This is a genomic window from Pseudoxanthomonas sp. 134C1 (assembly GCF_057773065.1).
Genome location: NZ_JBYMTH010000003.1, coordinates 12,961 through 28,134, shown reverse-complemented (window position 1 = coordinate 28,134; position 15,174 = coordinate 12,961). Strand labels below are relative to the sequence as shown.

General features: G+C 68.7%; 11 protein-coding genes and 1 tRNA gene. 5 read left to right on the top strand and 7 right to left on the bottom strand.

The features are described 5' to 3' along the window. Window positions 1-34 precede the first annotated feature (34 nt). From AC3DEZ_RS07140 to AC3DEZ_RS07110, 7 genes are all read right to left on the bottom strand, one after another. Entirely contained in the window at window positions 35-943 is a 909-nt protein-coding gene (locus AC3DEZ_RS07140; RefSeq protein WP_488387598.1) for a DMT family transporter, read from the bottom strand. A 187-nt stretch (window positions 944-1,130) separates the two neighbouring features. Continuing rightward, window positions 1,131-2,171 carry a UDP-N-acetylmuramate dehydrogenase gene (murB, locus tag AC3DEZ_RS07135; protein WP_488387597.1) on the bottom strand — a complete coding sequence of 347 codons (1,041 nt, stop codon included), beginning with the start codon at window positions 2,169-2,171 and terminating at the stop codon, window positions 1,131-1,133. Next, window positions 2,168-3,223, bottom strand: a complete 1,056-nt coding sequence (locus AC3DEZ_RS07130; protein ID WP_488387596.1) for a quinone-dependent dihydroorotate dehydrogenase — start codon at window positions 3,221-3,223, stop codon at window positions 2,168-2,170. The genes murB and AC3DEZ_RS07130 overlap by 4 nt, the downstream gene beginning before the upstream one ends. Continuing rightward, complete coding sequence (locus AC3DEZ_RS07125) at window positions 3,223-3,993, bottom strand: class I SAM-dependent methyltransferase (RefSeq protein WP_488387595.1); 771 nt, start codon at window positions 3,991-3,993, stop codon at window positions 3,223-3,225. Before AC3DEZ_RS07125 ends, AC3DEZ_RS07130 begins: the two co-directional genes overlap by 1 nt. A 10-nt stretch (window positions 3,994-4,003) precedes the next feature. Beyond that, complete coding sequence (locus tag AC3DEZ_RS07120) at window positions 4,004-4,288, bottom strand: DUF4190 domain-containing protein (RefSeq protein WP_488387594.1); 285 nt, start codon at window positions 4,286-4,288, stop codon at window positions 4,004-4,006. A 25-nt stretch (window positions 4,289-4,313) separates the two neighbouring features. Beyond that, window positions 4,314-5,846, bottom strand: coding sequence for an L-piperidine-6-carboxylate dehydrogenase (gene amaB, locus AC3DEZ_RS07115; RefSeq protein ID WP_488387593.1), 1,533 nt, complete (start codon window positions 5,844-5,846; stop codon window positions 4,314-4,316). 308 nt (window positions 5,847-6,154) lie between these two features. After that, a tRNA-Arg gene (locus tag AC3DEZ_RS07110) sits at window positions 6,155-6,231 on the bottom strand. A gap of 602 nt (window positions 6,232-6,833) precedes the next feature. On the opposite strand from AC3DEZ_RS07110, the gene AC3DEZ_RS07105 reads away from it, so the two are divergent. The 5 genes from AC3DEZ_RS07105 (at window position 6,834) to AC3DEZ_RS07085 (ending at window position 15,163) form a co-directional block, all read left to right on the top strand. Next, a complete protein-coding gene (locus AC3DEZ_RS07105; protein ID WP_488387592.1) occupies window positions 6,834-8,951 on the top strand; it encodes a TonB-dependent receptor in 2,118 nt (705 codons plus the stop codon). A gap of 351 nt (window positions 8,952-9,302) precedes the next feature. Beyond that, on the top strand, window positions 9,303-11,810 hold the full coding sequence (gene thrA / locus AC3DEZ_RS07100; RefSeq protein ID WP_488387591.1) for a bifunctional aspartate kinase/homoserine dehydrogenase I: 2,508 nt from the start codon (window positions 9,303-9,305) through the stop codon (window positions 11,808-11,810). An 11-nt stretch (window positions 11,811-11,821) separates the two neighbouring features. Continuing rightward, a complete protein-coding gene (locus AC3DEZ_RS07095) occupies window positions 11,822-12,757 on the top strand; it encodes a homoserine kinase (protein ID WP_488387938.1) in 936 nt (311 codons plus the stop codon). An 85-nt stretch (window positions 12,758-12,842) separates the two neighbouring features. Then, window positions 12,843-14,138 (top strand): threonine synthase, encoded by a 1,296-nt coding sequence (gene thrC, locus AC3DEZ_RS07090; RefSeq protein ID WP_488387590.1) that lies wholly within the window; start codon window positions 12,843-12,845, stop codon window positions 14,136-14,138. A gap of 5 nt (window positions 14,139-14,143) precedes the next feature. Next, complete coding sequence (locus AC3DEZ_RS07085) at window positions 14,144-15,163, top strand: L,D-transpeptidase (RefSeq protein WP_488387589.1); 1,020 nt, start codon at window positions 14,144-14,146, stop codon at window positions 15,161-15,163. Window positions 15,164-15,174: the final 11 nt, after the last annotated feature.

Here is a 15,174-nt window from a genome sequence, read left to right as displayed (position 1 = left end):
GGAAGCCCTCGGCGTTCCGGATTCAGGCGCTTGCTTACTCGCCCGGCTTGGCGGCCGAGGTCGCCGCCTCGGAGGCGGCCTTGCGCGACAGCACCGCTTCGCGGTGGGCGATGTAGGCGTTGGCGCCGAAGATGATCGCCGCGCCCAGCAGGGTCCAGCGATCCAGGCTCTCGTCGAACAGCACCCAGCCGAACACCGCCACCACCGGCAACTGCATGAAGCTGATCGGCGTCAGTGCCGAGACCTCGCCCAGTTTCAGCGCGCGGGTCCACAGCATGTGCCCGCCGGTGCCCATCACGCCGGCCGCGATCACCCACAGCCAGGTGATGCCCCGCGGCCATTCCCACACGCTCAGCGCCGGCACCAGCGACATCGGCACCCACAGCAGGGTGGTGTAGAGGACGATGCGATCGGCCGGCTCGGTCTGCGACAGCTGCTTGATCTGGATCGCCACCAGCGCGCTCATCACCGCGGCCAGCACCGCGATCATGGTGTCCATGCTGAACTCCGCGGTGCCCGGGCGAACGATGATCAGCACGCCCAGGAAACCCAGCCCCACCGCGGTCCAGCGGCGCGCGCGGACCTTCTCGTTGAGCATCGCGGCAGCCGCCAGGGTGACGAACAGCGGCGTGGAGTAGGACAGCGACACCGCCTGCGCCAGCGGCAGATGGCCGATCGCCCAGAAGCCGGCCAGCATCGAGCAGATCCCGATCACGCAGCGGAACAGGTAGCGCGGGAAATGCTGGGTCTTCAGCAGGCCCGGACCGTGTTTGATCAGCAGCGGCAGCGCCGCGAGCAGGCCGAAGAAGTTGCGGAAGAACGCGATCTCGAACGTGTGCAGGCTGGCCGAGGCGAGGCGGATGGCGACCACCATCAGGGCGAAGAACATCGTGCTGGCCAGCATCAGCGCGGCGGCGCGGAAGTGGACGGGAATGGCGGGCATCAGATTTCCACGGAGGACGAACACACCCGGCCGGGCGCCGGCATGCGGAAGAAAAGGCGAAGGGTGCGCATCCGGCGCGCGGCGACGCCGCCGGCGCGCCGGGCACGGATGCCGTCCCGCCCTCCGCTCCGCGCGCTCCGGGGGAGCGGGCGAGGACGATGCGGGGCGGAAACGGGGGCGCGCATGGCTACCAGCGCGCTCCGATGATGCGGGGCTCGGGTTCGATGGCGACGCCGAACCGCGTCGCGACCGATTCCGCGATGCGCCGGGCCAGCACGAGCAACTGCATGCCGCTGGCGTTGCCATGGTTGACCAGGACCAGCGCGTGCGAGGCGGCCACGCCGGCATCGCCGTCGCGATGGCCTTTCCAGCCGCAGGCATCGATCATCCAGGCGGCGGAAATCTTGCGGGTATCCGCCGCGTCGCCGCGGAACACCGGGAGGCCCGGGTGCGCGGCCTGCAGGGATTCGGCCAGCGCCACCGGCACGATCGGATTCTTGAAGAAGCTGCCGGCGTTGCCGATGACCACCGGATCCGGCAGCTTGCGGCGACGGATGGCGATCACTGCTTCGGCGACATCGCTCGCATCCGGATCGGCGATGCCCATCGCCGCCAGTTCCTCGCCGAGACCGGCGTACTCCAGCCGTGGCGCGGGGGCGCGCAGCAGATCCAGCTCCACCGCGGTGACGATGTAGCGATCCGGGGCATGCTTGAATACGCTGTCGCGGTAGCCGAATGCGCAGGCGGCGCGATCCAGGCGTTGCAGGACGCCTGCATCGCGATCCCAGGCCTCGACCGCGTGCACGAATTCGCCGACTTCCACGCCGTAGGCCCCGATGTTCTGGATGGGCGCGGCGCCGGTCGTACCGGGAATCAGCGCCAGGTTTTCCAGCCCGCACAGGCCTTGTTGCAGCGACCACATCACCAGGGCGTGCCAGGGCATGCCGGCTTCGGCGCGCACACGCGCGTGGGTCGAATCCTGCGCCAGCACGCGGGTGGCCGCGTTGGCCAGCGCCAGCACCGGACTTTCGGCGTCACCGGCGAACAGCAGATTGCTTCCGCCACCCAGCACCAGCGGCGAGGTTCCTGCCAGTTCCGGCCGCGCCAGCAGATCCGCCAGGGCGGCGGCATCGTCCAGTTCGAACAGCCACGGCGCGCGCGCCTCCACACCGAAGGTGTTGCGGTTGCGCAGCGAGGCGTCGCGGGTCAGGCGCCAGGGAAGACTCATTCCGGCGCCACCGCGCCGCGGCTGGGCGCCTCGCGGCGGCGGCGGATCGCATCGACGCATTCGCCGATCAGTTCCGGACCGCGATAGACCAGTCCCGAATAGACCTGCACCAGCGATGCGCCCGCGGCCATCTTGGCCACCGCATCGGCTCCGGAGAGGATGCCGCCCACGCCAATCAGCGGGATCCGGTCGGGCAGGCGCGTGCGCAGGCGGCGCAGCACCAGGGTCGACTGGCCCATCAGCGGAGCGCCGGACAGGCCGCCCGTTTCATGGGCCAGCGGGTCGTCCTGGACGCTGATGCGCGAGACCGTGGTGTTGGTGGCGATGACGCCGTCCACGCCCAGATCGCCGAGCACCCGCGCGACCGCGTCGATGTCCTCGTCGGACAGGTCCGGTGCCAGTTTGACCAGCATCGGCACCCGCCTGCCATGCTGGGCGGCCAGATCCTCCTGCGCCTCGCGCAGGCTGCCGATCAATTGGCGCAGCGCCTGTTCCTCCTGCAGTTCGCGCAGGCCGGCGGTGTTGGGCGAGGAGATGTTGACGGTGATGTAATCGGCCAGCGTATAGACACGCTCCAGGCAGAACAGGTAGTCGGAAGCGGCCCGTTCGTTGGAGGTGTCCTTGTTCTTGCCGATGTTGATGCCGAGCACGCCGGTGCGGCGGCGAAGCCGCTCGATGTTCCGCACCAGCGCGTCGACGCCTTCGTTGTTGAAGCCCAGCCGGTTGATCACCGCCTGGTGGGCCGGCAGCCGGAACATGCGCGGCTTCGGGTTGCCCGGCTGCGGACGCGGAGTGACCGTGCCCACCTCCACGAACCCGAAGCCCAGCCCGAACAACGCCTCGACATGGGCGCCGTTCTTGTCCAGGCCCGCGGCCAGGCCAACCGGGTTGGGGAAGGTCAGGCCCAGCAGCTTGGTCGGCAGCGGCTGCGGCGGACGCGCCAGCAACGGCATCGTGCCGGTCCGATAGGCCGTCTCGATGGCGTTGAGTCCCAGGCCATGGGCGCGCTCGGCATCGAAACCGAACAGGAAGGGGCGAGCGAGTTTGTACATCAGTGCAGGGTGCCGACGAACACGCGGGTCAGGTAGTCGAAGCGGATCATGCCCTGTTCGGCGTGCTTATCGAATACCCGGCGCAATTCGGCCAGCATGGGGGCATGCCGGGGATCGCCAGGTGGCGGTGTGGAGGACGAGGAACGCAGGCGCCCGCGGAGCGCGTCGAAATCCAGCGGCTGGGCATGCGCGAAGCGCGCCATGGCGCGGAAACCGGGCCCGAACCAGGCCTGCACGGCCGCGTCGTCCGGATGGCGTTCGGCGACCCGCGCGTAGTCCTCGCCGTAGGCGTGCAGGAGGGCCTCGTAGTCACGCAGGAACGGCGAAGCATCGGGGACGCGGCTGTTCCAGAACACGCAGGCCAGTCCGCCGGGGCGCAGGATGCGCGCCCACTCGCGGTGGGTGGGGCCGGGGTCGAACCAGTGGAAAGCCTGGGCGCTGGCGGCCAGATCCACGCTGGCCGTCTCCAGTCCGGTGGCCTCGGCGCTGCCATCGGCCACGCGCAGGCCGGATTCCCCGGCCAGATCCGCCACCAGCGCCTCGCGCATCGCGGCATTGGGTTCCACCGCGATGACTGGGTGGCCGCGCCGCAGCCAGGGCCGGGTGGCGATGCCGGTACCGGCGCCGATATCGGCGACGACGGCGTCGGGCGGCACGCCCTGTTCGCGATGCAGCCAGTCGAACAGGGCGTCGGGATAGCCGGGCCGGTAGCGGACGTAGTCCGCGACCCGGTTGCTGAAACGCCGTGCGCTGTCGCGGGCGTCCGTCACCGCGCCGGGCTCATTGGCTCATCGCGCCCAGCCAGACCAGTCCGCCGAAGAACAGCACGAACACCAGGATGCCGATGATCCACAGGGCGACCGACACCCAGCCCAGGATCAGTCCGGCCACCGCGAAGCCATCGCCATCCAGGCGCTGGGGCTCGCGGCGGATCTCGGCGCGGGCCATGTGGCCGGTGATGATCGCGCCGATGCTGCCCAGGAAGGGCAGCAGGGTCCAGCCGAGGATGCCGGCGATCAGGCTGATGATGGCCAGGGTGCTGGTCTGGCGGGCGGGTGCGTTCATTGGCGTCCTTTTCCCTGCATCGGGCTCAGAGGTCGAACTTTATACCCTGCGCCAGCGGCAGCGAGTCCGAATAGTTGATGGTATTGGTCTGCCGGCGCATGTAGACCTTCCACGCGTCCGAACCGGACTCGCGGCCGCCACCGGTTTCCTTCTCGCCGCCGAACGCGCCGCCGATCTCGGCCCCGCTGGTGCCGATGTTGACGTTGGCGATGCCGCAGTCCGAGCCGGCCGCCGACAGGAACTGCTCGGCCGCCTTCAGGTTCTGGGTGAAGATCGACGAGGACAGGCCCTGCGGTACGCCGTTCTGCATGTCGATCGCTTCGTCCAGGGTCTTGTACTTCATCACGTACAGGATTGGCGCGAAGGTCTCGTGCTGGACCACTTCGTCCGAGTTCTTCAGGCCGGTGATGATGGTCGGCAGCACGAAGTTGCCGGCCCGGTCGATCGCGGTGCCGCCGGTCTCGACGGTGCCGCCGCTGGCCTTGGCCTTCTCGATGGAGGCGAGGAACTGCTGCACCGCGCCCTGGCTGTTGAGCGGGCCCATCAGGTTGGTCGGATCGGTGGGATCGCCGATCTTGCCCTCGACCTGCTTGTACGCCTTGACCAGGGTGGACAGCACGGTGTCGTAGATGGATTCGTGCACGATCAGGCGGCGGGTGGTGGTGCAGCGCTGGCCGGCGGTGCCGACCGCGCCGAACACGATGCCCGGGATCGCCAGCTTCAGGTCGGCGGTTTCGTCCAGGATGATCGCGTTGTTGCCGCCGAGTTCCAGCAGGCTGCGGCCCATGCGGCGGGCCACGCGCTCGCCGACGGTGCGGCCGACCTGGGTCGAGCCGGTGAAGCTGATCAGCGGGATGCGCTTGTCGTCGACAAACTGCTGGGCCAGTTCGATGCCGGCGTCGTTGATGAGGAAGAAGATGTCCGGGAAGCCGGCGGCCTTCAGCGCGTCGTTGCAGATCTTCATCGACGCGATCGCGGTCAGCGGGGTCTTGTTGGACGGCTTCCAGATGCAGACATCGCCGCAGATGGCGGCCAGGAACGAATTCCACGACCACACCGCGACCGGGAAGTTGAACGCGCTGATGATGCCGACCAGGCCGAGCGGCTGGTACTGCTCGTACATCCGGTGGCCCGGACGCTCGGAGTGCATGGTGTAGCCGTACAGCATGCGGCTCTGGCCGACCGCGAAGTCGGCGATGTCGATCATCTCCTGCACTTCGCCATCGCCCTCGGGCTTGCTCTTGCCCATTTCCAGCGCGACCAGCGAACCCAGCGCGTCCTTGTGCTTGCGCAGCGCCTCGCCGCACAGGCGCACGGCTTCGCCGCGACGCGGTGCCGGGGTGGTGCGCCAGACCTTGAAGGCTTCCTGCGCCCGCGCGACCACGGTCTCGTAGTCGGCCTGGCTGCTGGCATGGACCTCGGCAATCACCTCGTTGGTGGTCGGATTGATCGACTGCAACAGGCCGGCGTCGGTGGTCGTCGACCATTCGCCACGGCCCAGGTAGGTGCCGGAATTGGTCTGGCCAAGGCCGAGTGCCTTGAGGATGTCTGCGGACATGCGGTGCTCCAGGAAAGATCGATGAAGGCGCGGCGCGACGTGCGCCGGCGGAACGCCGATTTTAGCAGAGCGATCCGGCCCGACCGCCCGGAAAGCCCCGTACCGTGGATGTGCTGCTCGGCTTGTTCGATTCGCCGAGAACCCGGCCTGCTGGCCGCTCGGGTTTCGGCGATTCGCCGATCGCGATCCGGAGCGGGGAGCGTGGAAGACGGCTTCGAGCCACGGGGCCGCGGCAGCGCGGGCCGTGGCCGCGGAATGCGTCCCCGCCGCCGGGTCTGACCCGACAGGGTCGCTAAGTGATTGAAAAATGGCGGCCCCGGCGCGATTCGAACGCACGACCTTCCCCTTAGGAGGGGGACGCTCTATCCAGCTGAGCTACGGGGCCCTGGCCGGCATTCTCGCATGAAGGGACAGAGGGGGCGACCGGCTCCCGAGGCGGCGCGGTCACCGCGTGCCGTGGCGACGAGGCCGCATGGATCCAAGGGCGCCGGCCGGTGATTCATGGCGCACGCGCTGCGCGGCGGGTCCTGCGCGGACATTCCAGATGCGGGCATTTCAGAAATGACGTCCTGCTTCGTCTCAATACCCAGCGACTCCCTGACGGAGGAGGAGTGGGGCACGCGCATGGCATGACCGCCGATGTCGCGGATGTCCGGATGTCCTTCTGCCTCGTCGAGTGCCGCGGTTTTCCCGCGCATGGATGTGGAGGTACGGGAACAGGTTCTTCCGCCTCGCAGTGAACGAATTTTCGCTGCGAGGCGAAGCCGTGTCTGGATAAAAATTGATCACATCGAATTGTGCCGAATTCCGTGTGCAATCCCGTCATCGATGACTAGATGTCGAATGCGTGCCGCAAAGAATATTGAAGACGGGGCAGCGCAATCCGCGCAGAAAAGAACGCACACGCCCTGCGCCGGATTCCAGGATTCGTGATCGGTTCCGGACGCCTTCCCGTTCTTCCATTCGATATTCCAGGAGAGAGTCGCCGTGGTATCCCTTTGCCATCCGTCATCAGGAACGCTTCGCCATGGACCGGCGCTCACCCGCATCGCCGTCGCGCTGGCGATCGCGCCATTGTCGGCGCTGGCCCAGGCGGCCGATGTCCCGCCCGCGCCCACCGACGCGCAAGCAGACGTCGCCCGGGCGGACGAACAGGCCGTGGACCTCGGTTCGGTGACGGTCACCGCGCGCAAACGCGACGAACGCAGCCTGGACGTGCCGATCGCGGTTACCGCGATCTCCGGCGAACAGATCGATGCGATGGGCATCGACAACGTCGGTGACGCGATTTCATTTTCCCCCGGCGCGGCCGCCTACGATGCGGGCGGCGCGTTCACCTACATCCAGATCCGCGGCGCGTCCGCGCGCCAGGGCAGCAACGAGAACGGCTACTACCTGGACGAAGTGCCGTTCAACGGGGTGACGGTGCCGTGGTATCCGGAGACCCGCTCGTTCGACATCGAGCGCATCGAAATCCTCAAGGGACCGCAAGGCACCCTGTTCGGCGAGGGCTCCATGGGCGGCACCGTGCGGGTCATCACCCGCAAGCCGGAGTTCAACGCGTTCCGGGCGGGCGTGGAAACGTCCTTCAGCAACACCGAAGGCGGCACCGACGGCTGGGGCGTCAAGGCGATGGTGAACGTGCCACTGGTGGATGACACGCTGGCGATGCGCTTCGGCGTCACCGACGAGTCGTTGGCGGGCTGGTTGAAGAACCGCCAGACCGGCGAGGAGAACATCAACGAGCAGCGCATCAGGACCGGGCGCGCCAAGCTGCGCTTCGCACCGAACGAACGCTTCAACCTGGACCTGTCCTACTGGAAGTTCAAGGCGCATTCTCCCGGCGGGTTCGAAGCGGCGTACGACGACATGAGCGTGGATGCCTACTACGACGTGCGCAACGAATGGGATTCCGGCAGCCTGACCGCCAGCTACGCCTTCGATGATTCGCAACTGCTGTACGTGTTCTCGGATGGCAGTCTGTGGCGTGGGTTGCGCGGCATGATCAACCCGACAACGGCCTATGCGGGCACGGTCGATATCGGTGTGCGCACCCATGAATTGCGCTGGTCCTCCAGCGGCGACCGCGCGGTGGACTGGACGGTGGGCTACTACCTGCGCAAGGCGATACGCCGGGATTCGTCCGCGATGACCGGCCTGTCGCCGACCCGTTCCTCGCAGACCAATGATTCGTTCTCGGTGTTCGGCGAGGCGACCTGGCACATCAACGGGAAATGGGCGGCCACCGCCGGCGTCCGCTACTTCGAGGACAAGGTCGATTCGATGGATGTCAGCGACACCAAGCGAAACACGCTGCAGAAGACCTTCACCAACACCAGCCCCCGGTTCAGCCTGTCCTACGCGCTCGACGAAAACTCCACGATCTACGCCAGCGCCGCCAGTGGCTATCGCTCCGGCCAGCTCCAGCCGATCACCTCGATCGAACTGGCCGAGCAGTACGGGATCGATCTGCCGGTCGGCACCAAGCCGGATGCGATCTGGAGTTACGAGCTGGGCTACAAGGCGGTGTTCGACGAAGGACGCCTGTTGCTGGAAACCGCGGTGTTCTACAGCGACTGGAAGGACGTGCCGGTCTACATGTCGCTGGCCGACGGCCTGTACAGCGGCATCCTCAATTCCGCGGGTTCCACCCAGAAGGGTGTGGAGCTGGGGATCACCTGGATGCCGAATCGTTCGTGGGCGTTCAACTTCGGCGGCAGCGTGATTGAAGCGGTCTACAAGGAGGATCTGGAAGGCACCCAGTTCCACAAGGGCACGCCGGTGTTCAACGTGCCCAGGACCACGCTCAGCGGCGGGGTGGCCTACAACTGGCCGGTCGGCGATTCGCTCAAGGGCATCGCCCGCAGCGACCTGATGTACCACTCGCGGCGCGAGACCTCGGCCACGGCGGGTACCGAAGGCGGCGATGCGATCACCCGGCTGGCGGCGCGGGTGGGCCTGGAATCGCCCAGCGGCTGGGCCGCCTACCTGTTCGGCGAGAACCTCACCGACGAAGACGGCGCCACCGACGCCCGCAGCATGACCGGCGCGGCGACCCGCCTGCGGCCGCGTACCTTCGGCGTCGAGTTCCGCTACAACTATTGATGGGAATCGCCCCTCCCGGTCTGACCGGGAGGGGCTGGCTGGTCCGGTCGACGCGATTGATGCAACGCAGCACTTGACAGCCCGCCCGGACTTCGTGTCCTCTACGGGCATGCGCCCGAACGCCCCGTCCACCGTCGATTCCGCACGCCCGGCCCCATCGCCGGCGGTGGTCTTCGCCTGGACCGGCGCCGCGTCGGCCGCCACCACTACCACCACCATTACCACCCCGATTAGCAGGGTGCGGCTGGTTGTGTTCGCGTAATTCGCAAACCACGGCCCCGCACCCGAATCAGGATGCGGGGGAGCCCAAAGCCTGATCCGTGTACCGGGCCTCCTACCGAGGTTCCGTCCATGTCGTCCAGCGTCGCCGCTCCGCCCCAGCTCCCATCCAGAACGCCGCAAGCTCCCACGGTCGTCCACAAGTTCGGTGGCACTTCCGTGGCCGATGCGGAACGTTACCGCCATGTCGCCCAGTTGCTGCTGGCGCGCGGGGAGACCCAGCAGGTCACCGTGGTCTCGGCGATGAAGGGCGTCACCGATGCGCTCATCGCGCTGGCCGAACTGGCATCCGGCAATCGGGCCGAGTGGCGCGACCGCTGGCACGAACTGCGCGCCCGCCATCGTGGCGCGGCGGTGGCGCTGCTGGCCGAGGATGCCGGCGCGACCCTGGAATGGATGGATGCGCGTTTCGACGAACTGTCCGAAATCCTGGCGGCGCTGGCGGTGATCGGCGAGCTGCCGCGCGAAGTACTGGACCGCGTCCAGGGCCTGGGCGAAGTGTTTTCCGCGCACCTGCTGGGCGAGTACCTGCGGGTCCGGGGCGAGGATTGCGCGGTGCTGGACGCGCGCGACGTGCTGGTGGTGGACCGCGGCGACCTGGGCGTGGACGTGGACTGGCTGCAGAGCGCGCAGCGGCTGTCGGACTGGCGCGCCGGGCACCCGCAGCGACGGCTGGTGGTCACCGGTTTCGTCGCCCGTGACCGTTCCGGCCGCATCACCACCCTCGGCCGCAACGGCAGCGACTACAGCGGCGCGATTTTCGCCGCCCTGTTCAATGCCGACGAACTGCATATCTGGACCGACGTGGACGGCGTGCTGTCCGCCGATCCGCGGGTGGTGCCGGAGGCGGTGCAGCTCAGCGCGCTCAGTTACGACGAAGCCTGCGAACTGGCGTACTTCGGCGCCAAGGTCGTGCATCCGCAGACGATGTCGCCCGCCATCGAGCGCGGCCTGCCGATCATCATCCGCAATACCTTCCATCCCGAACATCCGGGCACCCGCATCACCGCCACCAGCGACGCCCATGGCCCGGTCAAGGGCCTGACCCTGAGTCCGGAACTGGCGATCCTGAATCTGGAGGGCACCGGCCTGATCGGCGTGCCGGGCACCGCCGAACGCGTGTTCGCCGCGCTGCGCGACGCGCGGGTGTCGGTGGTGATGATTTCTCAGGGTTCCTCGGAGCATTCGATCTGCTGCGTGGTCAGGAGCGCCGAGGCGCAGCGGGCGCAGAACGCACTGCTCAACGCGTTCGCCCACGAGTTGACCATCGGCCAGGTCCAGCGCGTGCAGCGCACCGACGGGGTGAGCGTGCTGGCGGCGGTCGGCGACGGCATGGCCGGCCAGCCGGGCGTGGCCGCGCGCCTGTTCGAAGCGTTGGGGCGCGCGCGGGTCAACATCCTGGCGATTGCCCAGGGTTCGTCCGAGCGCAACATCTCGGTCGCCATCGACAGCGCCGACGCGACCAAGGCATTGCGGGCGGCGCACGCGGGATTCTGGCTGTCGCCGCAGACCTTCTCGGTCGGCGTGATCGGGCCGGGCAATGTCGGCGCCACCCTGATCGAGCAACTGCGCGCGGCCCAGCCGCAACTGCTGGGCAAGGCCAATCTCGACCTGCGCCTGCGCGCGATCGCCTCCAGCCGCCGGATGCTGCTCGACGAGCGCGGCATCGGCGCGGACTGGCGCGAACGTTTCGACACCAGCCACGAGGAGGCCGATCTGGATCGCTTCACGACGCACCTGCTGTCGGCGCATCTGCCGCACGCGGTGATCGTGGATTGCAGCGCCAGTCCGCAGGTGGCCGAGCGCTATGCGGACTGGCTGGCCGCCGGCATCCACGTGGTCACGCCCAACAAGCAGGCCGGCGCCGGTCCACTGGCGCGTTACGACGCCATCCGCGAAGCCACCGCCACCAGCGGCGCGCGCTTCCGCTACGAGGCCACGGTCGGCGCGGGGCTGCCGGTCATCTCGACCCTGCGCGATCTGCTGGACACCGGCGATACGGTGGTGTCGGTCGAAGGCATCTTCTCCGGCACGCTGGCGTGGCTGTTCAACAAGTACGACGGCAGCGTGCCGTTCTCGCAACTGGTCATCGAAGCGCGCGCGCTGGGCTACACCGAACCGGATCCGCGCGACGATCTGTCCGGCACCGACGTCGGCCGCAAGCTGGTGATCCTCGCGCGCGAGTCCGGTCGCGCCCTCGCGCTGGAGGATGTGGACGTGGAAAGCCTGGTGCCGGAGGCGTTGCGCAATGCCAGCGTCGAGGACTTCATGGCGCGGTTGGGCGAGGTCGACGCGGCGTTCGCGGCCCGGCTGGCGGAAGCGAAGGCGGCCGGCCAGGTGCTGCGCTACGTGGCCCGGCTGGATGGCGAAGGGCGCGCGCGGGTCGGTCTGGTCGCGCTGCCGGCGGCGCACGCGTTCGCCAACCTGCGGCTCACCGACAACATCGTGCAATTCACCACCCGCCGTTACTGCGACAATCCGCTGATCGTGCAAGGGCCGGGCGCCGGTCCCGAAGTGACCGCGGCCGGCGTGTTCGCCGATCTGTTGCGGGTGGCGGCGGGACAGGGAGCCAGGCTGTGAAGGAGGAAAGGGTGCAGGCAGTGGCGGTGGTGGAGACGGCGAGCGCGTTCTCGCCGGCCTCGGTGGGCAACGTCGGCGTGGGATTCGACATCCTGGGCCATGTGATAGAGGGCGCGGGCGATACCGTGCACGTGCGGCGCATCGCCGCGCGGGAAGTGCGCATCGCCGACATCCGCGGCGCCACGGTGGATCTGCCGCGCGACGCGGCTGGCAACACCGCGGGCGCGGCGCTGATTTCGCTGCTGGAAGCGGAGCGCCCGGGATTCGGTTTCGAAATCGAGATCGAGAAGGGCATTCCATTGGGTTCCGGCATGGGCGGTTCGGCGGCGTCGTGCGTGGCCGCGCTGGTGGCCGCCAATGCGCTGCTGCCGCAGCCGCTGTCGCGCGAGGCGTTGTACCCGCACGCGTTGGTCGGCGAAGCGGTCGCCAGCGGCGGACGCCATGGCGACAACCTCGGGCCGATGCTGCTGGGCGGCCTGGTGCTGTCGACGGCGGATCGGCTGGTGCCGATTCCGGTACCCGATGCCTGGCATTGCGTGCTGGTGCACCCTGACGCGGTGCTGGAAACCCGCCGCGCCCGCGCGGCGCTGGCCGGCACCTACGAACTGAAGGAATTCGTCGCCCAGAGCGCGCATCTGGCGCTGCTGCTGGCCGGATGCCAGCGCGGGGACGCGGCGCTGGTGCGCGAAGGCCTGAACGATGTGCTGGTGGAACCGCGCCGCGCGCCGCTGATTGCCGGTTTCGGCGCGGCCAAGGCGGCGGCGCTGACGGCGGGTGCGATGGGGGCAAGCATTTCCGGCGCCGGTCCCAGCGTGTTCGCCTGGTTCGAAACACGGGCGCAGGCGGAAGCGGCCGCGCCGGGTATCCAGGCGGCATTCTCGGCGGCGGGTTTCGACAGCCAGGCCTGGGTATCGCCGATCGGAGCCCCGGCGGCGCGCCTGCTGTAGGCCTCTCCGCCCGCGCCACCCGCCGCGTTCGCATCCCGAATCCCGCCGGGCCGCATCGGCCTGGCACTCCCACGATGGATCACCGATGAATTTCATTTCCACCCGCAATGCTGCTCCTCCCGCAGGCCTGGGCGCCGCGATTGCCGCCGGCCTGGCGCCCGATGGTGGTCTGTACGTGCCCGCGCAACTGCCGCCGCTCCGCGCGCTGCAGGCCGGTCCGTCCCTGGCCGAAACCGCCGCCGGCCTGCTGGCCCCGTTCTTCGCCGGGGATGCGCTGGCGCCGGCGTTGCCGGCGATCTGCCGCGAAGCCTTCGATTTCCCGGCGCCGTTGCGTGCGCTGGCGACGCCGCACGATCACGTGCTGGAGCTGTTCCATGGACCGACCGCCGCCTTCAAGGATTTCGGCGCGCGTTTCCTCGCCGCCTGCCTGACCCGTCTGCGAGGTGGTGATGCGCGGGCGCTGACCATCCTGGTGGCGACTTCGGGCGATACCGGGGCGGCGGTGGCCGCGGCTTTCCATCGCCAGCCGGGCCTGCGGGTGGTGGTGCTGTATCCGGACGGGCGGGTGTCGCCGCGGCAGGCGCACCAGTTGGGCTGTTTCGGCGAGAACATCACCGCCTTGCGCGTCGCCGGTTCGTTCGACGATTGCCAGGCCTTGGTGAAGCGCGCGCTCAACGACGGCGATCTGCAATCGCAGGCGCCGCTCAGTTCGGCCAACAGCATCAGCCTGGGCCGCTTGCTGCCGCAGATGGGCTACTACGCCGATGCCGCGCTGCGCCACCACGCCGCGAACGGGCAGGCGCTCAACCTGGTCGTGCCGACCGGCAATCTGGGCAACGCGCTGGCCGCGATCCTGGCGCGTGCGCTGGGCCTTCCCCTGGGCAGGATCGTGCTGGCGACCAACGCCAACCGGGTGCTGCCGGACTATTTCGGTGGCGGCGATTACATGCCGCAGGCGAGCCTGGCGACCCTGGCCAACGCGATGGATGTCGGCGCGCCGAGCAATTTCGAACGACTGCGCTGGCTGTATCGCGGGGACGACGCCGCGCTGCGCGCCGGCTTCACCGCGCGCAGCGTGGACGACGCGGCGATCCGCGAGACCATCGCGCGCCGGCACGCCGACTTCGGCGAGGTGTTCTGCCCGCATACCGCCACCGCGATCAACGTGCTGGAACAACTGCGCGCCGAAGGCGAGGGCGGCCACTGGGCGGTGGCCGCGACCGCGCATCCGGCGAAGTTCGAGAGCATCGTCGAGCCGTTGATCGGCCGGGCGGTGGACGTGCCGCCGGCGCTGGCGGACCTGCTGGCGCGACCGGCCCGCGCCGAAGCGATGGCGCCGGACTATCATGCCTTGCGCGATCGGCTGGCAGCCCTATCCTGAGCGGCATGAAAAAGATCCTTGTCGTGTCCGTGGCCCTGGGCATCGCCCTCGGCCTGGCTGCCACCGCCACCGCCCAGACCGCCCAGGACGCCAGCCGGCTGAAGCCGGGCGAATACGTCTGGGCGCCGCAGATCGCGCCGGAAGGCCCGGTGGTGCTGGTGGTCAGCCTGGACGAGCAGCGTGCCTACGTGTATCGCAACGGCATCGCGATCGGCGTGTCCACGATCAGTTCCGGCAAGCCGGGCAAGGACACGCCGACCGGCGTGTTCACCATCCTGCAGAAGAACAAGGATCACCGCTCCAACCTCTACAACAACGCGCCGATGCCGTACATGCAGCGGCTGACCTGGGACGGCATCGCCCTGCATGGCGGCCATCTGCCCGGCTATCCGGCCTCGCATGGCTGCGTGCGCCTGCCGCAGGCCTTCGCAGAACAGCTCTTCGGCATCACCCAGCGTGGCGATACGGTGGTGGTGGCCAACGCCAAGGCGTCGCCGGCCAGCGTGGTGCACCCGGCCGTGCTGGCGCCGGTGACCCGCAGCGGCCAGACAGTGACCGCGCCGCTGGGCGAGTTCGAGGTCTACTGGGACGAGGCGGCCGCGCCGCAGGGGCCGGTCAGCATCCTGGTCAGCCTGTACGACCGGCGGGTGTCGGTGTTGCGCGACGGCGTGCTGATTGGTTCGGCGCCCCTGCAGCGGGTCGGCGATCTGGAACTGAACGGCACCGTGCTGTTCGTGATGACCACGGAGATGGAAGACATTCCCAGTCTGCTGGATCCGCAGCGGCGCCAGCATCGCTGGGTCGCGCATCGGGTACTGGGCGAGAACGGCGCGGCCATGCCCACGCTGCAGGCGCTGGGCCAGTCCTTCTGGGTGCCGGAGGCGTTCTCGCGCCGCCTGTATGGCATCCTGCAGCCGGGCACCACCGTGCTGATCTCGGATCTGCCGGGGGTGCGCGCAACGCCGGCCGAACAGCCGGCCGAGCCCGTCTTGGAATCGGATCCCGGCGGCCCCATCCAGCCCTGACGCGACGGCCA

Bases quoted from the DNA above. Each gene is read 5' to 3' on its own strand.
- AC3DEZ_RS07140 (WP_488387598.1), bottom strand. From the start codon at position 943: ATGCCCGCCATTCCCGTCCACTTCCGCGCCGCCGCGCTGATGCTGGCC.
- murB (WP_488387597.1), bottom strand. From the start codon at position 2,171: ATGAGTCTTCCCTGGCGCCTGACCCGCGACGCCTCGCTGCGCAACCGC.
- AC3DEZ_RS07130 (WP_488387596.1), bottom strand. From the start codon at position 3,223: ATGTACAAACTCGCTCGCCCCTTCCTGTTCGGTTTCGATGCCGAGCGC.
- AC3DEZ_RS07120 (WP_488387594.1), bottom strand. From the start codon at position 4,288: ATGAACGCACCCGCCCGCCAGACCAGCACCCTGGCCATCATCAGCCTG.
- amaB (WP_488387593.1), bottom strand. From the start codon at position 5,846: ATGTCCGCAGACATCCTCAAGGCACTCGGCCTTGGCCAGACCAATTCC.
- thrA (WP_488387591.1), top strand. From the start codon at position 9,303: ATGTCGTCCAGCGTCGCCGCTCCGCCCCAGCTCCCATCCAGAACGCCG.
- thrC (WP_488387590.1), top strand. From the start codon at position 12,843: ATGAATTTCATTTCCACCCGCAATGCTGCTCCTCCCGCAGGCCTGGGC.
- AC3DEZ_RS07085 (WP_488387589.1), top strand. From the start codon at position 14,144: ATGAAAAAGATCCTTGTCGTGTCCGTGGCCCTGGGCATCGCCCTCGGC.